This is a genomic window from Virgibacillus sp. SK37, assembly GCF_000725285.1.
GTDB lineage: Bacteria > Bacillota > Bacilli > Bacillales > Amphibacillaceae > Virgibacillus_Q.
The window spans coordinates 2,883,281-2,907,742 of the sequence record NZ_CP007161.1; the positions used below are offsets into that span (position 1 = coordinate 2,883,281).

Sequence of the window (24,462 nt, forward strand, 5' to 3'; positions counted from 1 at the left end):
TTTTTTCATACCAACAACCAGGGGTGAAAAAGCTATAATAATTTGTTTGACCAATTATTAGTGAATGCTCACTCCTGTTTGTTTATTAACCGAGTAAACAATTACAGGAGGATAAAAAATTGAAAACAGGTACATTAGCAGCCCGGAATATTCGAATTTTATTTTGGGCAGAATTATTCGGGAGCATTCGCTTCCTCCAACCGGTACTCGCTTTATTTTATTTTGCTCGCGGTTTGGATGAAGCCCTTATATTGTGGGTTATGATTTTTTGGAGTACTGGTGTGTTAGTGGGGGAAATTCCTACAGGCATGTTCGCCGACAGATACGGAGCAAAGCTTTCGTTTATTATTGGGGCTATTTTAAGTATTATCAGCCATAGTTTGCTTATCTGGGCATACGACCCTTGGGTGTTTTTTTCGAGCAGCATACTTAGCGGTCTCGCTGTAACTTTCTTTAGTGGAGCGGATGAAGCTCTAATCTATGAATCTTTGAAAGAATCCAATGAGGAAGATAAGATGGATCACGCCCTCGGAATCATCCAGTCTGCTCAATTTGTGGTAACCATCGGTGTCCTAATTATAGGCTCCATAATTGCAAAGGATTTAACGAATAACCAATTTAACTTACTTATTTTATTGGGAATAGCTTTTCAATCCGTCCAAGTCGGCTTGCTATTTTTTGTACAAAATCCGTCCAACCACGGAACATATCAGGAAAAGCCATTTCAACAAGTAAAAGAAGGATTACATGTCATCAAAAAATCTCCACAGGTTTTGTGGATGTTTCTCAATATTACGCTTGTATTTATTCCAACAGCAGCTATTTTTGATAAATTTAGTGATAAATTACTTAGTGATGCGGGTTTGCCAGTTTATCTAATTGGAACAATATTCGCGTGTCTGGCTATACTAAGCTTTTTTATCTCTCGCTCGATTGGTTGGATGACTGCAAGGATATCACGAGTTACGCTATTGTATGCAACTGGCGGCTTAGGTGTCAGCAGTTTAGTGTTTGTTGCCTTATATCGAGAGTCATTGTGGGTGCTTCTTCTCATGATGATACTGCTTCGTTTTATCCGAACAGTCAGGTACCCTGTGTATGCACAATTGGCGAACGACATTATCCCATCACATGTACGAGCAACCACAATCTCGTTGCTCTCAATTATTGATTCTGTCTGTGACCTGGTTATATTTGCAAGCATTGCCGGAATTGCTGTGTATGGATTCGAAAAGATGTTTCTGGCTGCAGCTGGAATAGCGTTAATCGGATGTCTTCTTCCTATTCGTGCTAATTTTAAAAGGGATAGTAAAGAAAAACAGCAAAGCTTATAGTACCCATTAAAAATAGGGCAATTTATAGAGAGTATAGCAAGATTTCACATTAGAAAGGAGGCTAAATCAATGAAGGTATTCCCCACATTTGATGGACATAATGACACGCTGCTTCGATTACAAGAGAACGAATCAAAAGGGCTTCAACAATTCTTTGAAGAAGGAACAACTGGACATATTGATTTACCTAGATCGCAAAAAGGAAAATTTGGTGGGGGATTTTTTGCAGTTTTTACACCTAATACAAATTATGAAGTCGCTCCGGAGAAATTTGTAACAAATAACAGCTATGATTTACCTCTTCCTCCACAAATTGATCAGCAAACTGCCTTATTCTTTACAAGTAGTTTAGCAGCCAAATTGTTTAAACTAGAAAGGGAATCATCAGGTAAAGTAAAAGTAGTGAAAAACACGGATGAGCTAACCTATTGTCTAAAGCACAATATCCTTGCTACCATTTTTCATATAGAAGGAGCAGAAGCAATTGATACAAATTTTGACACACTTCATCTTCTCTATAAGGCTGGCCTTCGCTCCCTTGGTATTACATGGAGTAGACCGAACATTTATGGAGAAGGGGTGCCATTTCGTTATCCCTCCACACCTGATATTGGGCAAGGTCTCACAGATCACGGAAAAGCACTCGTCCGCGAATGTAATGATTTGGGAATTATGGTTGATACAACACATCTAAATGAAAAAGGCTTTTGGGATGTCGTAGAACTTAGTGATTCACCTATTGTTGCAACTCATTCCAATGTTCACGCCATTTGTCCCATTTCAAGAAACCTGACAGATAAGCAATTACGAGCAATTAAGGAGACAAACGGTGTGGCGGGCATTAATTATGCGATTAATATGCTTCGTGAAGATGGAGGATTTGATACAAATATCTCCCTTGAAATCATTGTAAAACACATTGCGTATATAGCAGAAAATTTCGGTATTGATCATGTGGCACTCGGATCTGACTTTGATGGCACAACCGTACCAGATTCCATGAAGGATGTTCAAGGGTTGCCTGATCTACAATATGCTCTGCGTGAATATGGATTTACGAATGAAGAAATTGAAAAAATCGCCTATAAAAATTGGGTGCGTGTATTAGGAGATACTTGGAAATAGAAAACAATAGTATAGGGAGTGCATTGTAGGAGAACAGCCGGATCATTCGTTCAAATGATCCGGCTGTTCTCCATTTAAAATTTGAGCTTTACAATGGAACTAGGCACCATCTTGCATATTTCCCGGGCAATATTCGACGAGGAAACATATTTTTCGCATACTTTTTTTGTTGTACAAAGAAATAGTTATTTGTTTAATGAAAATCAAATGTCTTTACCCCAACAGTAGCCTTCTTCAATGCCTCTCCATCTATTTCATAACCAATTCCAGGCTTGTCTGGAACATGAATCATCCCTTGTTCCACTTCCACCTCTGGACGAATAATATCTTCTTGCCAATAATGTGATGACCCCGCTGTATCACCAGGCAATATAAATTGGGGCAGCGTAGTTAATGCCACGTTATGTGCTCTGCCGACACCTGCCTCCAGCATCCCGCCACACCAAACAGGAATATTATACTTTTCACAATAATCGTGAATACGTTTTGCTTCCGTTATTCCCCCAACTCTGCCTATCTTAATATTAATTATTTTACAGCTACCAAGTTGGATGGCCTTCTTCACGTCATCAAGAGAGTTAATGCTCTCATCCAGGCAAATTGGGGTCTCGATGGCTGCCTGCAATTTTGCATGATCCACTATATCATCGTGTGCCAATGGCTGTTCCAGCATCATTAAATCTAACTCGTCCATTTTTTTGAGATGTTCCACATCTTTGAGTGTATAAGCAGAGTTAGCATCAGCCATGATTGAGAGTTCCGGAAAGTGGAAACGTACTTCTCTTAAAACATCAATATCTCTGCCAGGCTTTATTTTAATTTTTACTCGCTTATATCCTTCTTTTACATATTTCTCTATTACGTGAAGCAAATCTTGAATTGTCGGTTGAATGCCAATACTAATTCCGACATCAATCGTTTTTTTAGTACCTCCGAGTGCTTCTGAAAGCGACATATTCTCACGTTTTGCATATAAATCCCAAATCGCACCTTCTATGGCTGCTTTTGCCATATTGTTTCGACGGATGGAAGAAAACAAGTTGGAAACTTCATCAGGGTGAGCGATCTCGTTTTTCTGAAGTATTGGTATTAAAAAATCTTCCATTACATGCTCATTTGTCTTTACAGTTTCCTCTGTATACCATGGGCTAGTAAACGCAACAGATTCCCCAAATCCACGCTTCCCATCCTTATCTACAGCTTCTATAATAAAAAATTCTTTGTCCTGTAAGGTACCAAAACTCGTCATAAATGGATTGTTTAATCGCATGCTTAATTTATGAAGTTTAACTTGCTTAATTGGAATGGACATTTTTAAAGACCTCCGTGACCAAGTGTATTCTTACCAATTATAAATGAAACGCTATATTTTTTAATGATAAAGGCTCTAAGTATTGAACAAAACTATGCTATGCCTTATAAAACCACCTATATATTTGTGTATTTTTCACCTTTAATGAAGGAAATTTTTTTGCTAACTAATCTAAAAGCAATAGTTAACTGAATTTTGGGATATTTGACTTATTGTAATTTACCAGAAAAGTAGATAAGCTTTAGAGCAAGTAGTGCATGCAGTCGAATAAAGCAAAGTAAAAACAACTATTCTATAAGGAGGAAGTAAGGATGACGGAGAGGAAACAAGTATGGTTTGAAGAAGCCAATTCCAGACTAGATCCAGGATTAGTAGGACAGTTGATGAAAAAAAGAAAAGAAGACCCAAATGAAACAAGTGAGGACACGCTACCAGTAATTGTGAAAGTTTACCAGAATTGCACAAAGGATATGAAGGAAGATTTGTTAAAAACATGTGAGGGAGATTCTTGTAATACGTTAAATGATGATATGGAAATTTTACACTCGTTGTATGGAGATTTAACACCCAAAAAGATCAGAGAACTAAAAAATCATGAGGCAGTGGAACGTATTTTTTATGACCGAGATGTAACGGCGTTTCTTGATGTGGCTACAAAAGAAATAAATGCAGTAGAAGTACAACAAGATCTTGGTTTAACTGGGAAAGATATTACTATCGCTGTCATTGATTCCGGAGTATTTCCGCATCCTGATTTAACAAAACCGGAGAATAGAATTGTAGCTTTCAAAGATTTTGTTAATAAGCAGGAAGAACCTTATGATGATAATGGCCATGGGACCCACTGTTGTGGAGACGCTGCAGGAAATGGACACCATTCTAATGGAAAGTATACGGGCCCAGCACCGGCTGCTTCAATTGTTGGGGTTAAAGTCTTAAATGAAAAAGGCGGCGGGAAGCTTTCCACTATTATACGAGGGATAGAATGGTGTATGAAGCATCGAGAAAAGTATGGTATACGAATTATTTCTCTATCTCTAGGTGCTGAAGCATATGAATCTTACCGTGACGACCCACTCACCCAGGCAACCCAAAAAGCCTGGCATAGCGGTATAGTTGTATGTGCTGCAGCCGGAAACGACGGTCCATCACGCAGCACCATTAGTACGCCTGCCATTGATCCATTCATTATTACAGTTGGTTCTGCGGATGATCAAAACACAGTAACTCGATCAGATGCTGTTATTTCCAAATTTTCGAGTCGTGGTCCAACCATTGATGAATTAGTCAAACCAGATATTTACGCACCTGGTTCAAATATTATTTCTCTATTATCTCCCGGATCGGCGCTAGAAAAACAAATACCTGAGCGTGTAATAGATGAAAATTATGTATCACTATCTGGCACTTCGATGGCAACACCTATTTGTGCAGGAGTTATCGCTCTAATGCTTGAGGCAAATCCTCAGCTAAGTCCAAATGACATAAAAAGTATTTTACAAGCAACATCACAACCAACACTTGCAGATAAATGGGGATATATACATGCTAAGACTGCCGTAGAGATGGCAAAAGATTACGTACAGCAGGTGCAGAAAGTGAATTGATTGAATGAGGTGGTTGAGGAGCCCTCTCATCTTGGGGAGCGTTCTCTCATTTGAATGGTGGAGTCTCTCATCTTGGAGCCAGGTTCTCTCATTTGGCATTTGATTATGTCCGCTTCAAAATTTGTTACCCGTCCATTAAAAAAGAACATCTCCTACGGGGAGATGTTCTTCCTTTATTTTCCAAAGCTGTGCTCTGCTAATGCTGTCACAATTGCATCTTGAATTTGTGGCATGGAGCCTTGGATATAATTGTTCATCATAATGGAGAAGATTAACTTTTCCCCATCCTTGTTTGTTACATAACCCGATAATGTATTTACTCCGGTTAAGGAACCGGTTTTAGCATGCACGTTCCCTTTCGTTGCCTCCCCTGTTAAGCGGTAGCGCAATGTTCCACCAACCATTCGCTCAGGCTCTCCGCCAACAGGAAGTGCCTGTTCAAACACTGGGAACCAGCTTTCATCTTGAATTTCAAACAGTAGTTTTGACAACTGATTTGCTGGCAGCAAATTCTTGTGAGACATTCCCGCACCATCACGAAGTCGAATCGTATCCATCGCCAATCCATTGCTTGAAAGGACATCCTCCACAACGTCAATCCCTTTATCCCAACTACCTTCTTCCTTTATTACCCGGCCCATTTCCTTCACTAAAATTTCTCCATGTCCATTGTTACTTAATTTCAAGAATGGGACAAGGAGCTCTTTCAATGGCATGGAGTCCTTTTTTGCAAGTATTTCTGCATCTTTTGGTGTCTTTCCAACAGTTGGTTTACTGTTACCAATCAATGCAATTCCTTGCTTTTCCAAGGATTTACGAAATACATCAACAACATAGCCAGTTGGCTTCCATACTGCAATCCAAGATTTAGAGGAGGAATCTAGCGGAAGATTTCCACTTATAGTAATCGTATTTGTGCCATGGTCCCGCTGAACGGAAATATTTTTTGAAGTCCCTTTTGCTGTCGTTTTAGCTTTATTGTTAATTGTAACGTAATCGGTATCTGGTGATAGCACTACTTTAGGTTGGTCACCAGCTTTTTCACCAGGGAGCACTTGAACGATTACCGTACCTGAGTCGTAGTCCGTATTCGGTGAAAGAGTTAGTGCGGAAATTTGCGCTGCGGTATAATTACTTTCATCATCCCAGTTAATATCAGTTGCTAGTCGCACGTCATCAAACCAATTGTCGTCCCCAACTAAGTTTCCTTTTATTTTACGAATGCCCTGCTCCTTTAATTGTTTGGCAAAATGATCTAAGTCATCCTTTAGCAAGGTGGGATCCCCTTTCCCCTTCAAATAGAGGTTTCCATGTAACACCTTTCCTCTTAATTTTCCACCTGTCAGTACTTCTGTGGAGAATCGATAATCTTCTCCCAACGTTGATAAAGCTGCAATTGCTGTGAGAATTTTCTGGTTGGAGGCTGGATGTAAACGCATTTCGCCAGAATGGTTGTATAGTAATTCACCATCACTTGCCTTACGGATGCTTACCCCCGTGGATGTTCCTTGCAACTGACTTTTGTGTAAAATAGCATCAAGCTTCTCTTGAAGTTCTGTAGCGGTCATGGAGACTTTTTCATTCGGTTGTTTACTGTCCACTTTCGTAATCTGATCAGATGCTACTACGTTGGAGTTGCTTTCTTTGATGACAAACGGAATACATACAAGTGCAATAATAAGTACTGTAAAAAGAATGTTCCTCATCTTTTTGCTAAAACACATTAGCCTGTCCTCCTTATTGAAATTAGATTATTCAGAATTATACCACTATATAACAGCATCTCCTATGGATTACAAAAAAAGGGTTCTAAGTACCCAATGTAGTTTTGACCAGTCAAACCAATTCAATACTTTCAGCATATGTAAAAAAAGAAACAACAATAACCTTTTGTGCAAAGGATTTAATTTTTTTACTATTGTTTCCATTCTGTCTAACAGGACAAGCACATATAATTAGAAGGGGTGCTCCTATGGATGCATGGAAAAACAAGATCACAAACGATACAATGGTAATGCTTAATACTTTACTAACTTCCAAAAAAATTTACGGAAATTAAAAGACTTACAAAAAATTTATTTACGAAACTTAGTTTAAATTGAATTAACAAATTTCATTTTCCACTGTGCGAATCAAAACTCAGTACTTTTGTTTATGTTAAAATTAAATTAATGAGTAAGAAATACATAAATTCTTTTTAAGGGGTCTATCGAATGAGGGAACATACCAAACAAAAAAGCAGGATTTCAATTATATTTAAATACATACAAATGATTGCAGGTGCAGCCATTACAGCTGCCTCCCTTGAATTATTCCTCATACCTAATTCGATTATCGATGGAGGGATTATTGGAATATCGTTATTAATCAATCATTTATCGGGACTGAATTTTGGTATTCTTATCTTAATTATTAACGCTCCCTTTCTTGTGGCAGGATACAAACACATAGGAAAAAGCTTCTTTATTGCTTCCATTCTCAGTATTGTTGCTCTATCCATTCTTGAAGCTCCTCTAGAGCATGTTGCCCCAGTGACAAATGAGCCCCTTTTAGCTACTGTTTTCGGCGGGTTGATTCTTGGGATTGGTGTCGGTACGGTCATTCGGGCTGGAGGTGCACTCGATGGGACTGAAATACTTGGAATACTTCTGACGAAAAGGCTTCCTTTTTCTGTTGGGGAATTTGTTATGTTTCTTAATGTATTCATCTTTGGTTGGGCCGGATTCGTGTTAGGATGGGAACAGGCAATGTACTCCATTCTAACGTATTATATTGCTGCAAAAGCAATCGATGCGGTTGGGCAAGGCTTCACCGGTGATACAAAAGCTGCAGTAATTGTCTCTAATGAATATGAAGAGGTTGCCTCTGCAATTAATGACAGACTTGGCCGGATGGTTACGAAGCTACACGGTCAAGGTGGCTATATAGAGAAAGATAAGGATGTTATTTTTGTAGTTGTAACACGTCTGGAGCTTTCAAAATTAAAAACAGTTGTACATGATATTGATGAAAAAGCGTTTATTACAATTATGGACGCCCAAGAAGTCCACGGTGGCAGATTTAAATCAGCTATACACTAAGAAAGAGAAGGATAGGGAATCCCCTATCCTTCTTCATTTACTTTAAGTATGATCTTACCAATATTTTTATTTTCCTCCATATGCCTGTGTGCTTCCTGCACATCCTCTAATTTAAAAACCTTATCAATAATTGGCTTTACCTTATTCTCTTTAATTAATGGAAGTACTTTTCTAGAGAAACCTTGCGTTAATTGCTGTTTATATGCATCGCTTCTAGGCGTCAAAAGCGTCCCTTTTAGTTGCACTCGTTTTAACATGAGATGCATCAAATTTACTTTTTCGATTTCTGTTCCACCAAGTACCCCGATCAGAATCCAGCGTCCATCCGTTCGGATACTTTGCAAATTTTTCTCCCAATACGATCCACCAATGAAGTCCAGAATGAGATCTGCCCCTTGGTCATTTGTAGCTTTTAGTACTTCTTCTGGAAAAGATTCTCCTTTATAATTAATACAAACATCTGCACCTAGCGATCGGCAAAAATCGAGTTTTTCAGCTGAACCGGCTGTAGTAATAATTTTTGCTTTAGTCAACTGCTTAGCAAGCTGAATAGCTGCAGTTCCTACACCGCTGCCTCCAGCATGGATGAGCACGGTATCTTCATCAGTCAATTCGCCGAGCCAAAACAAGGTCTGGTATGCGGTGAGAAAAACTTCCGGAATAGCTGCTGCCTCTTCAAACGAAAGATTATCTGGTATAATCATCGCTCGATCAGCAGGCATCACAGCATATTCTGCATATGCTCCCCCATTTACAAGTCCCATTACCCTTGTTCCTTTTTCAATGTTTGCATCTGGATCGGAATCCACTACCTCCCCCGCAACTTCAATGCCTAATATCGGATTTGTGTTATAACCAGACTTTCCTTCCCTATTCACGATATCTGTACGATTTACAGCTGCTGCGCTTACCTTTATTAGAATTTCTCCCTGTTTTGGAACAGGCTTGGGGAATTCTTTCACCTGTAACTGTTCCGTCCCGCCAGGTTGTTTTACATTAACTGCTTTCATACGACGACTCCTTTCTTTAGAGAAAATTGAGCAAGTGGACTTCTTTTCTATTAAATGAAAAATAGCTTATATAATACTTAGACCTCTTTGCTCTATAAATCAAAAGCCTCTGCAAGCAGTTGATATGACCTCCGCTTTTTTGCATGGTCATGAATATTTGTAATGATCATAAATTCATCTGTCTGATAAAATTCACTTAAGCGAAGAAGTTCATTTTTTACTTCTTGTAGATTCCCAATTACACAACGCTTGCGATTTTCCTGCATGATTTCCAATTCTTCCTGAGTGAATTCCTTCTTTTTTACTTCCTCCAATGTTGGCACTTTTGTATCTGCGCCTTTTCCCACACTTAATAACCATTTATCCTGTGTCAATGCTAGTTCTTCCGCTTCTTCCGTCGTATCTGCACACACAACAAATATACATACCATTGTTTGAGGGGTGTTCATAGATACTGATGGCGTAAAAGACTTCCGGTATGTTTCCAAGGCCTCTTTTCCATTTTTTGGCGAAATAAAGTGGCCGAAGACGAACCCTGTTCCCAATGCAGCCGCATTACTCGCGCCACGTTCTGAAAGACCGAGTACCCACATTGGCGGGATCTTTTCTACACGTGGTCCTGCTTTTACCAACCGAAACTCATGGTCTTTTGGTAACGTATTATGAAGAAATCCCTGCAAATCTGCCAATTGACGCGGGAAATCCTGTAAGCTTTTATTCATGTTATCCGTTATTGCTAACCTTGTTAGCTGGGAACCCCCAGGCGAACGGCCAACACCCAAATCAATGCGTTCCGGGAAAAATGCTGCTAATGTTTTGAAGTTTTCCGCTATTTTATATGGGCTATATTGAGGGAGCAGCACACCACCTGCACCAACACGTATCCTCTTAGTGACTGAAGCGATTCGAGTAATCATAATTTCAGGAGAGGAACTAGCAAGCCCATTCGTATTATGATGCTCTGCCACCCAATATCGATGGTAACCTAATTCTTCTGTCCATCTGGCAAGCTCCAATGATTGCTGTAATGCTTCCTCAGGGCTGGAATGACGAGAGATGGGTGCCTGATCCAACACACTTAACTTCATCAATCTCCCTCCTTCTGTTACTAGTCTATATAATTAGAAGGTAAAATGGAAATGATCAATATGGTTCTGCTTACTTTAATCTCAATCATCAACAACAATATAAGTTGCTCTTACAGGCCCATGCACACCAACAATCAAGTTCATTTCAATATCGGCACTATTGCTCGGTCCTGAAATGAAACTTACACAGGAAGAAACATCATGCCCTTGTTCATGAGCTTTGTGAATATGTTTTGCTGCTTGTGTCATGCGAGGTACAATTGTACTTTTAGGGATAATCGCAATAAAATTTTCTGGTAACAGGCTGATCGATCTCCCGTTATCTTTGTTATTGAATAAAGTTACGGTACCAGATTCTGCAAGGGTTATGTCACTAAAGTTAATGCCTACATCGGCCCGCTCTGCAATGATTTGATTTTCCTTTCCTGCTTTAGAATCCCATTCATGTACTTCCTTACCTTCCGTACGTAATCTATCAAAAAGAAAATCCAGCCCGAACTCTTTGTTGCGATTGTCCCTTGCCGTAATCATTCTGTTCCCATATTCGGTAATTGTGTCTTCCAATGCTTGAGGTAATCCGGCAATAGTTGTCCGTTTAAAATCTGTGTGGATTGCCTTACATTGATTTTCCAATACATCGACCAATTCATCCTGGCTGCACCCTTCCAATGCTTGCCACTGGGGCTGAACACTCCATTCAGGTCGTTCAACCCCTTCAGTTCTCCGTGGCCTTCCCAAATTGTTCGCCAACTTATTTAAAAAGTGATCCCTGTTTTGAATTGCCATTACGCTCGCTCCCCCTTCTGTCTCTCTTTAAACCAGGCTCGGAAGCTTTGTTTACTTGGTGCAGGAAAATCACGGACATCTGTCCAACCTTTTAAAGGACCAGGTCCATTGGAGATTTTTTCATGCTTTGTCCATGGCTTGAGTGCCATTCGAGCCATCTTTGCACTCATTTTATATGCAGCCGGATTGGATGCCCAGTTTGCATATCCTTTCATAGCTACTTTTTCCCCGGCAGGTGCCATATTTTCTTTTTCCACAATTATTTCCCGGTGACGAATTAATTGCTCATGAAGAGGGATTTTTACAGGACAGGCTTCCGTGCATGCTGCACATAATGTGGAAGCATATGGTAATTCCTTATGATCCTCATACCCATCCAAAAGAGGTGTGAGCACTGCACCAATCGGACCGGGGTAAATGGAGCCATATGCATGACCGCCAACATGGCGATAAACCGGACATACATTTATACATGCAGCACAACGAATGCAATGAAGTGCAGACTGAAATTCAGTCCCAAGAATCTTTGAACGACCATTGTCAACGATCACTAAATGATAGTCATCAGGACCGTCTATTTCCTCTTTCAAACGTGCCCCGGTCACTGATGTCACATAGCTTGTCAACTTTTGTCCAACAGCGGCACGGGTTAGCAAGCTTACTAGTACCTCCAGTTCTTCCCAAGTTGGAACAATCCGCTCCATACCCATCACCGTAATCTGTGTGTCTGGTAATGCAGTAACTAATCGTGCATTCCCTTCATTGGTCACAAGTGTCACCGCACCCGACTCTGCAACAGCAAAATTACAACCAGTAATCCCAATATCCGCAGATAAAAATTCCTTACGCAGTTGTTCACGGGCAAACAATGCGAGTTCTTCCGGCTTATCCGATTTTTGGTAACCCTTTTTATTCTCAAATGTTTCTTGTATTTGCTTTCTATTTTTGTGAAGGGCGGGGGCAACAATATGAGAGGGTGGATCTTCATCCAATTGCAGGATCCATTCGCCCAGATCGGTCTCCACTACTTCAGCACCTGCATCTTCGAGGGCTTCGTTCAGACCAATTTCCTCTGTAACCATCGATTTAGATTTAGCTACTTTTTTTCCATTTTTCTTTTTAACCACATTCTTGATATATTCATTGGCCTCTTCAGCTGTTTCAGCAAAAAAGACCTTCCCACCACGATTAGCTACCTGCTCACTCAATTGTTGTAAATAGTAATCGAGATTTTCCATGGTATGTGTGCGGATTTCTTCCCCAAGTGTGCGCCAGTCCTCCCAATCACCTAATTCCTCTGCGGCATTTAGTCGTCCATTTCTTAGCCGTCCTTGGGCAGACGAAACAGCCTGGCGCATAAAGTCGTTCTTTAGACCTTCTTGGACACGTTCCTTAAAAGAAGCATCTCCGATTTGTAAACCCATTCAGCTCCACTCCTTTATTGATGATTTAATACCTCTGTTATATGAAGAACCTTAATATTTTTCCCTTCTCTTGTCATCCGACCACCAATGTTATATAGACAAGCCATATCTCCACCGATCAGATATTCCGCCCTTGTCTCTGAAACATGCTGCGATTTTTCTTTTACCATTTCTCCTGATATCACGGAATTCTTTACAGCAAATGTACCACCAAACCCACAGCAATCTTCTGCAAGCGGCAGTTCAATCAGATCCATCCCTTTTACATTTCTTAATAGCTTTTGCGGTGCGTCCTTTACCCCTAGTACTCTCGTCATGTGGCAGGATGGATGATACGTCACTCGACCATTAAAAACCGCACCAACATCTTCTACACCTAACACATCAACCAGAAACTGAGTGATTTCATACGACTTTGCTGCAAGCTTATTCGCTTGTTCCTCCCATTCCGGATCACCACGGAAGACTTTTGGGTATTCTCTTAGCATCCCCACACATGATCCAGAAGGGCCGACTACATATTTAGCGTCTTTGAAAGCACGCATCATCTGCTTCATCGCTTCTTTAGAATCCTGCAAATAACCGCTGTTAAATGCTGGCTGGCCGCAGCATGTCTGGGCCTCTGGAAAATCTACCTCACAGCCGGCTTTTTCCAAAAGTTCTACTGTATGCTTGCCAACATCTGAACCTATAATGTCACACATACAAGTAATGAATAATGATACTTTCATGGCATTACCTCCCCCTTATTTACCGATAACTTTCTATAAATACTTGAATAATAGTTGTTCTACACCTACTAAATGTTTCAACATATACTCTCTAGCCCGACCAGCGTCCCCTGTCTTGATTGCATCATAAATTAATTGGTGCTCTGAGAGTAACTGTTCATCTCTACCTTCTGTATATAATAATAGCTTCCGAGTTTCCAAAATTGTTTCTACCATAATTTCCGAGACACTGCTTAACAAATTGACTAACATCTCATTATGGCTAGCATGGACAATTGCCAGGTGAAAATTGAAATCAGCCCGTTCCCCAAGCTCCCCATCGCCAATTGCAGCCTCCATGTCTTTTAATATTTGCTCCAAATTTCTTAAATCCTCTTCCTCATGATTATCAGCCGCAGAAGCTGCAGCTCCTGCTTCCAAGATTCGTCTCACTTCAAATAACTCTTTAACATCCTCTTTTTTCATAAGAAATGCTGTTGTAACAGGAAGATAGAATTTAGATGCATCATATTCTGTTACATATGTACCTTCTCCCTGTCTCATTGTCAGCAACCCCATCGCACGAAGACCGCTTAACGCTTCTCGAATAACAGACTGGCTTACCTCGAAGTTTTTGGCCAGTTGAGAAACGGATGCCAATTTATCTCCAGGGTTTAAGTCACCAGTCTTTATCCAATTTAGGATTGTATCAGCTACTTCCTCGTAAATCTTTTTTGTCTTGATTGGTTTATATTCCATGTATATCTCTCCAGTGTTTTTACTCTATTGTACAATAAGAAGCTTTTTTAAAAGAAGAATAACAATACGAACCCTCCTAGCCCCGCCAAAATTCCATACAAAATAGCCGGTCCTAGAGTTTTTCTTATAATATCTCCTTCCCTTCCAGTCATCCCTACTACAGCAGAAGCTGCAACTACATTATGGACACAAATCATATTTCCTGCTGCTGCTCCGACTAGTTGAACAGCAAGTACAATGTCTGAATTAATAGCCGTTTGATTAGCAATATTTAATTGGATTGGTGAAAAAGTTAATGTTGATACAGTGGCACTGCCAGTAATAAAGGCTCCCAGCTCTCCTAAAAACGGTGCCGCAAATATCCACATAGAACCAAACGTACTTGCAAGTGCTTGAGCTATGTACTGTGGCATACTTATCAAATCATGCATGTTTATTCCCGAATTTGTAAATACCTGCACTAAAGCAAGTGTCGCAATCAGTGATATCCCAGCACTACGCACTGATAGAAGGGACTCTTTAGATGCTTCAATAAAATTCTTAATTGATTTGCGTTGAACTATAGTTGCTAGAATAGCAGAAACAATAAGAATAGATCCTGGTGAATATAATAGCTCCCAACCGGAAGTAACGCCTTCTACACCTAAGATATTCGACCATGTAAGGTCAATTGCATACTTTGTAAATTCGGTTACTGCAGGTATAACTCTAGTAATTAATAATAATACAATTACAATCACGTAAGGCATCCATGCTCTAAAAAGACTTATGTCTGACCTCTTTGTTGTAACCTTGAAATTATCCTGAAGTGCTTCCTTCCATTCGCTATTTGGTAGCAACCATTTCTTTTTAGCCGTAATTGCTGCAACAACTAAACCAGTTAAGGAGGCAAAGATAGAAACAAACTCAGGACCGAATAAAACAGCGTAAAGCAATGCAGATCCTGTGTATGTAATCCCTATTACTAACGTCCAAGGAAGCATCTCTAAAAAGTTAGAGAACTTTTTCTTTTTACCAAAGAAGGTGGTCAAGATAATTACCAAAATAAAAGGGATAAACGTTCCACCGAATAGATCAACCATTGTTGTCTTTATAGCAATATCATGATAAAAGCTGGGTCCTGCCCCAGTAAGATTACTCAGCCCAACATTTACCGGAGTACCTACCGCCCCAAAAGGTACTGCTGAACTATCAGCAATCAATGCTAAGGCTGCTGCTGCAATCGGATTAAAACCCAGTGCATACATTAATGGACCTGTTACCGCTGCGGGGGTTCCAAACCCTGATGCACCTTCAATTAAGGATCCAAATAAAAAAGCAACAATAATAACTTGAATTCGCATATCCCCTGTAATCCCTCTAAAACCTTCATTAATTCGGTCAACAGCTCCTGTATTTTTTAAGGTATTTAATAAAACAATGGCCCCAAATAAAATAAAAACGATTGTTAACGCTTTATGAATACCTTGTAGAACTGAAGCTGTTATCACTATTCCTTCCATTCCCCACACCATGACAGCCAATAAAATCACAATTATTGCACTTAGCGACATTCCTTTTACTGCTGACATTTTTAAAAGCACCAAAAAAATAAAAGGACCAATAATGGCACTTAATGCTACAAGTAATAACATACCAATCCTCACTTTCCATAATAGTTCCTCTTAGAATTGAATCGCTTTCATAATTACTTACCTTGTCATTAGGTCATCCGATGAGTAACTTTGCATATAAAACATTATACAATTGTTTTAATTCTGTCAATACTTTTTCTGAAACTTTATTAATTAGCTGTCAGTAAGATTAGTTTACTGCTGCCATAATTTCATTTAAAAAAGGATGAACGTCTCACTTTAGAGAGATGTTCATCCTTTTCAGTTTAAGAAATTTATTTAATTCTTTATTTCGTATAGTTATCAAAGTACCCTTGTATATAAACAATTGGCGTACCTTTGTCTCCACTTCCAGTAGTTAGATCAGAAAGTGAGCCAATAAGATCTGTCAGCTTACGAGGAGTTGTTCCCTGAGCCTCCATTGCACCAACAAGGTCTTCTCCTTTATTGTCAATGAACTCGGAAATCGCCTTTTGCAGCTCTTCACCTTTTAACTCAGAAAAGCTATTATCTGCAAGGTACTTTAATTTAATTTCGTTTGGCCTGCCGTCAAGTCCTTTTGTATAAGCTGGAGATACAACTGGATCAGCTAATTCCCAAATCTTACCAACTGGATCCTTAAACGCGCCGTCACCAAAAACCATTACTTCAACATTCTTGCCGGTCTTCTCCAAAATCATTTGCTGGATCCGTTCAACGACTGGCTGACAGTCTCTAGGAAAAAGCTTTACAGCTTCATCAGTAGATTTATTAGAGCCGAGCAAACCGTATTCTTCATTATAGCCACTTCCATTTACAGGAGCTGAAAGAATATCGTCAAGACCGTAGACTTTCTTGCCACCATTTTCTTTTAGAATACGTTTTGTCCGATTTCTAGTATGAATATCGCAAGCAAGTACGCTTGTCGTATAATCTAAGATTGTCCTCGGACTATTGGAGAAGATTACCTCACATTCAATTCCCTGCGCTTCTACAAGGGACTTATAGTATTCAATATAATCTACACCAGTGAAGGTATGCTTCATAAATCCAAAATGGGTACGAAAGTCATCTTCGGATAGCACATCTGTCCACGGATTAATTCCCTTTTCGTCTAAGGAATCTAAGTCCACAAGATGGTTTCCTACCTCATCAGACGGATAGCTCAACATAAGAACCATCTTTTTCGCTCCCTTCGCAATACCTGTTAAGCAATTGGAGAAGCGATTTCGGCTCAAAATTGGAAAAATCACTCCAACTGTATCTTCGCCAAATTTAGTTGAAACATCTTTTGCTATATCCTCAACAGAAGCATAATTACCTTGCGCGCGTGCTACAATCGATTCGGTTAACGTTACAATATCACGTTCCTGTATTGCGAATTTTTCCGTTTCGGATGCTTTCAACACACTATCGACGACAATTTCTTCTATTTGATCACCTTCATTAATAATTGGACAACGAAGCCCTCTAACAACGGTTCCCACAACTCTTTCCACAAAAATCTCTCCTTGTATGTAAACTGCATATGTACTATATAACTATACGCGTTTTTTAGTGTAGAAGTAAAGGGAAAAGTTAGGATTCTATGGTGTTGGAAGGCATTAAAGTATGAAGATTTTGATTTAGTTTTGGGTGGGCTTTTATTTGTGGTGCTGGGTCTCTCATCTCTCATTTGAGTGGCTGCGTCTCTCATATTTCCATCATTATTGTCGTTTACTTCCAATAATCTAGAAACCCCATTGTTTAACATAGAACAATGGGTTTCTAGGTTCTAACTATATTTAGCTATTCAAATTTATCCATAAAATGCTTTGCTGCTCCTAAGAGATTAGCTTTATTATCATTCTCTGCTAGTTTTATGGAAAGCTGTTTTCGATGGTTAGGCATTAATTTATCATACAAAGATGACTGGATAGCATCCAAAAGGAAATCACCCTGCCCTGTAATGCCTCCACCAATGACGATTAATTCTGGGTTAAAAATATGAACAAGTGACTGAAGACCAGTAGTCAGATCATCTACCCAGCTTTCAAAGACTTTTACACATTGTGCATCCCCTTCTTTGACCAATTGAAAGAAATGTGGAAGCGACATCTCACTACCTGTAGATTCGGCAACTAATTCAGCTAATGCCGCACTAGAAGCGTATCGCTCATAGCAGCCATTATTACCACACGTACATGGCTTGCCATCCTTATACAAATTTATATGTCCAAATTCACCTGCTGAAAAATTAGAACCGGTATAAAGCTTTCCATTCATAAATAGAGCGCCCCCAATACCAGTGCCAATGGTTACACAGATAAAGTCATCATAGCCTTTAGCTGCCCCCTTCCAATGCTCTCCAATTGCAGTACAATTCACATCATTCTCGACACTTACTCTCAGGCCCGTATGTTCTGACACTAGCTGGGAAACTGAAATACCCGTATACCCTGGGATTGTATCTGTTGCATGAACAACCACACCGTTTATACCATCGATCTGACCTGCAGAACTAATAGCCACCCCGGAGACCACCCAGCTTTTCATGAGTTTATCACAAATATCAATAATTTTTTTAACTAGCGCCATACCACCTTGATGTGCCTCTGTAGGCATACTGTCATGATATAGAAGCTCTCCATCTTTCGTAAGCACACCAAACTTAATTGCTGTTCCACCAATATCAATTACAATCATGATTTTAACTCCTTTTAAATATGTAACTACTTTCCTAGATGAGAGGAAATCTTCCTCATTTGAGACGCAAAACTTTTATTTGAGAGAACCCCCTTCTCATTTGAGAAACAAAGCCCTTATTTGAGAGAGCACCCCTCCCATTTGAGACACAAAGCCTTTATTTGAGAGAGCACCCATCTCATTTGAGACACACACCCTGAAAGATCGCCAACCTTCCACTTCAAAAGTTACAGCCAGCAGCATCCAATTGAATTGAAAAAAGAAGGAGGAAAAATTAATTCCCTCCCCCCTTAATAATTACATGTATTTTTCTGCTAATTCTTTCGCACGGGCAACCTTTTCAGCTGAAATCTGCTTCATCGGCTTACGACAATAGCCTGCATCGACACCTTTAGTCTTTAACATTTCTTTAATTGTTTGATAAAGACCGTTTGCCAGAATAGCACTGATAAGATCATTCGTTGTACGTTGGATTTCCAACGCCTCCGTGATGTTACCTTGTTGTGCTAATTCAAAGATTTCACGGGCTCGCTTTCCGTTTACATTAAATGTGCTGCCGATTGCTCCATCAATGTTTAATACACTTGCAGGAAGTAGCATTTCATCAAATCCGGAATAGATTAATTTATCCGGGAATGCATGACGTAAACGCTCTAATAGATAGAAATCAGGTGCAGTAAACTTCACACCAATAATCCGATCATGTGCTAGTAACTCACCAAATTGGTCTAAGCTCATATTTACACCAGTTAATGCAGGGATGGAATAAATAATCATGTCATTATTTACTTCGTTAATGATTGTTTCATAATAATCTTTGATTTCTTCAAAATCAAATTTGTAATAGAAAGGAGTTACAGCTGAAATAGCATCATATTTTAACTCTGTAACAAATTTCCCAAGTTCTACTGCCTCATCAATATTAAGTGAACCTATTTGAGCAATTAGCTTCACTTGGTCTCCAGCTTCATCTTTAACAATTTCAAAAATACGTTTCTTCATTTCCGTAGTAATCAGGAAGTTTTCTCCCGTACTGCCATTAACATATAATCCGTCAACCTTTGATTGATCAATGTTGTGGCGGACGATTTCCCGAAGTCCCTGTTCGTTAATATTTCCTTGCTCATCAAATGAACACATTAGTGCTGTAAAAATACCTTTCATATTACTCATCCCTTCCTTTAATTGCTTGGACAAATTTTTCAGTTATACATTTAGGCCGAGTAATGGCACTTCCCACTACAACTGCATGTGCACCGACCTCTAAAGCCATTTTTGCCTTTTCAGGTGTGTCAAAATTCCCTTCAGCGATAACTGGAACATCTACATGCTCCACAAGCTGCCGAACTAACTCAACAGGCTTTGTTCCCTTAGAATAAGGTGTATAGCCTGCTAAAGTCGCTGCAACAATATCGACTCCTGCTTCCGCGGCCATTACACCTTCTTTTAATGTAGACACATCAGCCATAAACAACTGATTTGGATACTTTTCACGAACCTCTGTAAAGAATTCCTTAAAATCTTTACCATCCGGGCGCTCTCTATCTGTCCCATCAAAAGCAATAATGTCTGCACCTTCTTGATGAAGTTCATCTATCTCTTCAATCGTCGGTGTAATAAAAACTTCATTATTCGGATAATCCTTTTTAATGATTGCGATGATAGGAAGATCTACCTCTTGTTTAATCGCCTTAATATCTTTTACCGTGTTGGCACGAATACCAGCAGCTCCGCCAAGCTTCGCTGCTAATGCCATCTTGCTCATAATAAAATCGCTATGCAGTGGTTCATCTTCCAATGCCTGACACGAAACAATTAGTTGATTTTTTACTTTTTCCAGTATTTCCATATAAAAACTCCTCAGTAGCCTTTTCGGTTTCCCATAATAAATGGATCACTTACTATTTTTTTCTTCTGTTGTCATTGTAGTCTTATGAAAGTTAGTTGTCAATATCTTCAAAATTATTGACAACTAACTAATATTTTCTTGTTAACGAAAGGAGTTCGTTTAATATAATTTATTTGCAGCATTTTCACTGATCTTCATTTTAATTTGTTTTGCCCTATCCATATTTTTCATGGTTAACCCTGTACAAATCAAATCAATTAAGTATAGCTGAGAAATTTTCGATACCAATGTACCATTATCCAACGGACTTTCCTTCACAGAGGATAAAAGTACATAATCAGACAAGCGAGTGAGCGGTGATTTTACGTAGTTTGTTAACGCTATCACCTTTGCTCCGTTCATTTTGGCAATTTCCACCGTATCGTACACGTCTTTCGTACTTCCTGAAAGGCTTACCGCAATAACCACCGTATCAGCCGTCATGGTCGATGCCCTCATTACTTGAAAATGCGGATCGGTCAGAACTTCCGCATGTTTACCTATACGCATCAACCGATTATGCATATCCTCACATGCTATACCAGAAGATCCAACACCAATGATAACTACATCTTGACTGTCATCGATGATATCCACACATTGATTTAATACGTCCAGATCGACCATTTCAGCAGAATCGTTGACAGCCTGAACAATGTGACTGCGGATTTTCTCCACGATGGTCCGATCATTATCATGATTTGGTACCATTATTTGTTCCTGGGCTAATAAAAATTTAAAATCCTGGAAGCCTTTAAAACCAAGTTTTCGAAAAAAACGCAGTACAGTGGCTTCCGCAACACCGCTTGCTTCGGATAGTTCTGTCAAAGAATTATAAATTACCGCATCTTTATTTTCATTAATATAGTTGTATATTTTATGCTCTGATTTCGTAAAACCCGGTTTGTTCTGCTCCATGATTAATGTTGGCTTTCGTTTATTCCCCTGAACAGCATTCTTATTTAACATCCCATCCCCGTCCTTTACCATAAATAGTTAATAATTACTATAAGTATATCAAAGCATACATAGAAAAGCGCAAGTGCCTATTCTTGAATATTCCATATCCTTAAAAAAGGAGAAAAATACATGAAGGTATTTTTCTCCTTACCCCTTATGGATTCAGTAAGTTTGGTAAAAACAGTACAAGCTGCGGGAACAGTGTAAGTAATAGCAAGGTTACTGCAAGTGGAATTAAGAACGGTATAACTCCTCTTGTAATGACATGCATTGGAATGTTCCCTACCTTGGATACCACAAACAAGGCCATACCCATTGGTGGTGTTAAAATACCTATCATTAAGTTTAAAATGACAATAATTCCAAAGTGTACCGGATCTATTCCTGCGCTTACCACAACCGGAACCAAAATAGGAATTAATAAGATCAATAATGCTAAGGATTCAATAAACATACCAAGGAATATCAGCAGTACGTTAATGAGCAATAATAGCAAGATTGGATTAGATGTTACATTCAAGAAGAAATCAGCAACTTGAATTGGAATTTGCTCAATAGCAATCATTTGGCCAAAGAACTCCACACCAATAATCATTAATACTGCAATTCCGGTTAAACGCATAGAGTCTACGACATTGATAAAAAATTTCTTTAATGTTAGTTCCTTGTATACAAAGAACCCTAGGAACATCGCATACAGTGTAGCAATTACTGCCGCTTCTGTTGGTGTAAAGAAGCCGGAGAAAATTCCGCCTATAATAATTACTGGTGTCAGTAATGCCCAAAAAGATTTCTTAAAATAATTAAATCGTTCTTTTCCTGATGCTTTCTCTGCCTTTTGATAACCACGTTTCTTTGCCAGAAAGTAAGCCATAACCATCAAGCTCGCTGTCATAATTAAACCAGGAATGACCCCTGCTAAAAATAAAGAAGCAATGGATTGGTCTGACACTACACCATAAATAATTAACGGGATACTTGGAGGAATAATTGGTCCAATAATTGCTGAAGCAGCTGTTAATCCTCCAGCATAATCATCATCATACTTCTCATCACGCATGGACTTAATTTCCAACTGACCGATACCACCAGCATCTGCTAATGCGGAACCGGACATACCGGAGAAAAGAAGACTTGCCATGATATTTACATGACCTAATCCGCCAGTAAAATGACCGACAAATGACTTTGCAAAGTTAAAAATACGCTCTGTAATTCCTGATGAATTCATTAACGAACCAGTTAAAATAAAGAAAGGAACTGCCAATAAAGAGAACGTATCAATACTGTCAATTAACTTAGCAGCAGAGAAATACGCCATGTTCCAATCATTGGTAGCGAAATAAACGAGCGCAGCAATAATTAGCGTGAATCCAACCGGCATTCCAAGAAATAGTAGTACGAGCCAACCAATAAGAATTGCAACTGCACTCATTTACTCCACCTCCCCTTTCTTCTTGATGTGTTTTACGTTTACTTCTATCAATCTATAAAGCATAAGAATTGAGATGATAGGTAAAGCCGCATACATATACATATAGGAAATATGCAAGGAAACGATTTCTACAGGCACCTTACGCAATGCCATAATATATCCCAAATAACCAATCACGGCAATTGCCACAAAGATTGCCAATTGGAAGATATAATAGATCGCATTTCGAATAACAGGGGGAAACTTATTGACAAAATAATCAATGAGTACATGGTTGCTTTCTTTGATCCCAAATGAGATAGACAGATAACCAACATACACAAAAATAAATTTCGCCAATGCTTCCGACCATGTTAATGGTATATCAAATATTTGCCGGGAAAAAATCTGCAGGGTCAATATCATCAACATAATGATGAATAATGACCCTCCAATAATTTCTTCCAGGTTAGCAAAAAGCTTTTTCATAAGACTTCACCTTAACTTTTTATTTTGCTTCCTGAATTTGTTTTAGATAATCTTCAGCTCCGTCGCCGATTTCTTTCAAGTAACTCGGGTATGCTTCAGATACTGCTTCTTTAAATGGCGCTAGATCCGGTTCGGTAACGGTTACACCTTCGTCCTCAAACTTGGAAACAAGCTCTTCTTCTTGCTTTTTAACCATCTTTGTATGCTCATCTGCTGCCATGTTAATTCCGTCGATTAAGATTCCTTGTAAATCTTCTGGTAATTTTTCAAGTGTTTTTGTACTCACAACATACTCGTTATCATTTACAACATGATTTGTCATTGCAAGGTAATCCTGTACTTCATAGAACTTCTGTGCATCGATTGTAGTCAATGGATTTTCCTGTCCATCTACTGCATTTGTTTGTAAAGCTGTGTATACTTCTGTAAATGCCATTGGAGTCGCAGATGCGCCAGTATACTTTGCATAGTCTAACAATGTTTCTGCTTCAGGTACACGTAATTTTAAACCTTTCATGTCCTCAAGCTTTTCAATTGCACGATTGGAAGTAGTTTGACGTGTACCATTATATGCACTCGCAACAACCTTCCAGTTATGCTTTTCTTCTAAATCCTTTAATAAGTTCTTGCCGTAATCTGTATTGTTAATTGCTGCTTTCAATTGTTCGAAATCATCTACTACGTATGGAAGTGCCAATAGAGATGCACGCGGTTCCCAAATTCCAAAACGTCCAGCTTCTGCCAATGTCACATCCAATGTACCTTCTTGAAGTTGTTCAAGCATTGCACGGTCATCACCCAACTGAGAACTTGGGTAGATTTTAATTGACAATTGTCCGTCACTTTCTTTATCAACATATTCAGCTAATTTTTCAGCAGCTTTATATTCTACTTGCTGATTACCAGCAACCATACCAAATTTCAATTCATAGCTTTCTTTGGAGTCTCCTCCCTCTGCTGATCCTTCTCCACTATCATCAGAGCAGGCCGCTAAACCTACTAATGCTAGAAGTAGAATTCCTAAGTAAAGTAAACTTTTCTTCATTTATAAGTCCCCCTTTGAAATTTGAAAAGCAGCTAAAAGCGCTTTCATTTAATTTACATACATACTATCATTAATGATGATCAATTGTCAACATTATTTTTTATTTGATTATGAAATGTCATGAAATTAAAAGAAACATAATTAACGAGATTTG

Annotated in this window: 21 protein-coding genes; 4 read left to right on the forward strand and 17 right to left on the reverse strand. The window is 39.1% G+C overall.

Translation table 11 applies throughout. The annotated features are described in order from the left end of the window. The first annotated feature begins 119 nt into the window (after positions 1 to 119). Complete coding sequence (locus tag X953_RS14545) at positions 120 to 1,334, forward strand: MFS transporter (RefSeq protein WP_040956234.1); 1,215 nt, start codon at positions 120 to 122, stop codon at positions 1,332 to 1,334. A 69-nt stretch (positions 1,335 to 1,403) separates the two neighbouring features. Continuing rightward, a complete protein-coding gene (locus X953_RS14550) occupies positions 1,404 to 2,459 on the forward strand; it encodes a dipeptidase (protein WP_040956235.1) in 1,056 nt (351 codons plus the stop codon). 193 nt (positions 2,460 to 2,652) lie between these two features. Here X953_RS14550 and menC read toward each other — a convergent pair whose 3' ends face one another. After that, positions 2,653 to 3,771 carry an o-succinylbenzoate synthase gene (gene menC, locus X953_RS14555; protein WP_198023280.1) on the reverse strand — a complete coding sequence of 373 codons (1,119 nt, stop codon included), beginning with the start codon at positions 3,769 to 3,771 and terminating at the stop codon, positions 2,653 to 2,655. Between the two features lie 311 nt (positions 3,772 to 4,082). Between menC and X953_RS14560 the strand changes: the two genes are divergently transcribed. After that, positions 4,083 to 5,378, forward strand: coding sequence for a S8 family peptidase (locus X953_RS14560; RefSeq protein WP_040956236.1), 1,296 nt, complete (start codon positions 4,083 to 4,085; stop codon positions 5,376 to 5,378). 173 nt (positions 5,379 to 5,551) lie between these two features. Here the strand turns inward: X953_RS14560 and dacB are convergent, their stop codons facing one another. After that, on the reverse strand, positions 5,552 to 7,102 hold the full coding sequence (dacB, locus tag X953_RS14565; RefSeq protein ID WP_052350149.1) for a D-alanyl-D-alanine carboxypeptidase/D-alanyl-D-alanine-endopeptidase: 1,551 nt from the start codon (positions 7,100 to 7,102) through the stop codon (positions 5,552 to 5,554). 489 nt (positions 7,103 to 7,591) lie between these two features. Here dacB and X953_RS14570 point away from each other — a divergent pair, with 489 nt between their 5' ends. Next, complete coding sequence (locus X953_RS14570) at positions 7,592 to 8,458, forward strand: YitT family protein (RefSeq protein ID WP_040956237.1); 867 nt, start codon at positions 7,592 to 7,594, stop codon at positions 8,456 to 8,458. A 23-nt stretch (positions 8,459 to 8,481) separates the two neighbouring features. On the opposite strand, the gene X953_RS14575 is transcribed toward X953_RS14570, so the two are convergent. The 15 genes from X953_RS14575 to X953_RS14645 all read right to left on the reverse strand — a co-directional run bounded on the left by X953_RS14575 (position 8,482) and on the right by X953_RS14645 (position 24,308). Next, positions 8,482 to 9,468 (reverse strand): NAD(P)H-quinone oxidoreductase, encoded by a 987-nt coding sequence (locus tag X953_RS14575; RefSeq protein WP_040956238.1) that lies wholly within the window; start codon positions 9,466 to 9,468, stop codon positions 8,482 to 8,484. 92 nt (positions 9,469 to 9,560) lie between these two features. Continuing rightward, positions 9,561 to 10,556, reverse strand: coding sequence for an LLM class flavin-dependent oxidoreductase (locus X953_RS14580; RefSeq protein ID WP_040956239.1), 996 nt, complete (start codon positions 10,554 to 10,556; stop codon positions 9,561 to 9,563). Positions 10,557 to 10,637: 81 nt separating this feature from the next. Continuing rightward, the gene (locus X953_RS14585) at positions 10,638 to 11,342 is read right to left on the reverse strand and encodes a lactate utilization protein C (RefSeq protein WP_040956240.1); all 705 of its coding nucleotides are present in this window, start codon (positions 11,340 to 11,342) and stop codon (positions 10,638 to 10,640) included. Further along, the gene (locus tag X953_RS14590; protein WP_040956241.1) at positions 11,342 to 12,766 is read right to left on the reverse strand and encodes a LutB/LldF family L-lactate oxidation iron-sulfur protein; all 1,425 of its coding nucleotides are present in this window, start codon (positions 12,764 to 12,766) and stop codon (positions 11,342 to 11,344) included. The genes X953_RS14585 and X953_RS14590 overlap by 1 nt, the downstream gene beginning before the upstream one ends. 14 nt (positions 12,767 to 12,780) lie before the next feature. After that, positions 12,781 to 13,497 carry a (Fe-S)-binding protein gene (locus X953_RS14595; protein ID WP_040956242.1) on the reverse strand — a complete coding sequence of 239 codons (717 nt, stop codon included), beginning with the start codon at positions 13,495 to 13,497 and terminating at the stop codon, positions 12,781 to 12,783. 33 nt (positions 13,498 to 13,530) lie between these two features. Further along, the gene (locus tag X953_RS14600; protein WP_040956243.1) at positions 13,531 to 14,235 is read right to left on the reverse strand and encodes a FadR/GntR family transcriptional regulator; all 705 of its coding nucleotides are present in this window, start codon (positions 14,233 to 14,235) and stop codon (positions 13,531 to 13,533) included. A 47-nt stretch (positions 14,236 to 14,282) separates the two neighbouring features. Then, on the reverse strand, positions 14,283 to 15,869 hold the full coding sequence (locus X953_RS14605) for an L-lactate permease (RefSeq protein ID WP_040956244.1): 1,587 nt from the start codon (positions 15,867 to 15,869) through the stop codon (positions 14,283 to 14,285). A gap of 266 nt (positions 15,870 to 16,135) precedes the next feature. Next, entirely contained in the window at positions 16,136 to 17,326 is a 1,191-nt protein-coding gene (locus X953_RS14610) for a coenzyme F420-0:L-glutamate ligase (RefSeq protein WP_040956245.1), read from the reverse strand. A gap of 289 nt (positions 17,327 to 17,615) precedes the next feature. Beyond that, positions 17,616 to 18,512, reverse strand: a complete 897-nt coding sequence (locus X953_RS14615; protein WP_040956246.1) for an ROK family protein — start codon at positions 18,510 to 18,512, stop codon at positions 17,616 to 17,618. Positions 18,513 to 18,809: 297 nt separating this feature from the next. Next, positions 18,810 to 19,676, reverse strand: coding sequence for an N-acetylneuraminate lyase (locus X953_RS14620; RefSeq protein ID WP_040956247.1), 867 nt, complete (start codon positions 19,674 to 19,676; stop codon positions 18,810 to 18,812). Position 19,677: 1 nt separating this feature from the next. Beyond that, positions 19,678 to 20,361 carry an N-acetylmannosamine-6-phosphate 2-epimerase gene (locus X953_RS14625; RefSeq protein ID WP_040956248.1) on the reverse strand — a complete coding sequence of 228 codons (684 nt, stop codon included), beginning with the start codon at positions 20,359 to 20,361 and terminating at the stop codon, positions 19,678 to 19,680. A gap of 159 nt (positions 20,362 to 20,520) precedes the next feature. Further along, entirely contained in the window at positions 20,521 to 21,369 is an 849-nt protein-coding gene (locus X953_RS14630) for a MurR/RpiR family transcriptional regulator (RefSeq protein ID WP_040956249.1), read from the reverse strand. A 145-nt stretch (positions 21,370 to 21,514) separates the two neighbouring features. After that, the gene (locus X953_RS14635; protein ID WP_019379144.1) at positions 21,515 to 22,795 is read right to left on the reverse strand and encodes a TRAP transporter large permease; all 1,281 of its coding nucleotides are present in this window, start codon (positions 22,793 to 22,795) and stop codon (positions 21,515 to 21,517) included. Then, entirely contained in the window at positions 22,796 to 23,263 is a 468-nt protein-coding gene (locus X953_RS20270; protein ID WP_040956250.1) for a TRAP transporter small permease, read from the reverse strand. 19 nt (positions 23,264 to 23,282) lie between these two features. Further along, positions 23,283 to 24,308 (reverse strand): sialic acid TRAP transporter substrate-binding protein SiaP, encoded by a 1,026-nt coding sequence (locus tag X953_RS14645; RefSeq protein WP_040956251.1) that lies wholly within the window; start codon positions 24,306 to 24,308, stop codon positions 23,283 to 23,285. Positions 24,309 to 24,462 lie beyond the last annotated feature (154 nt).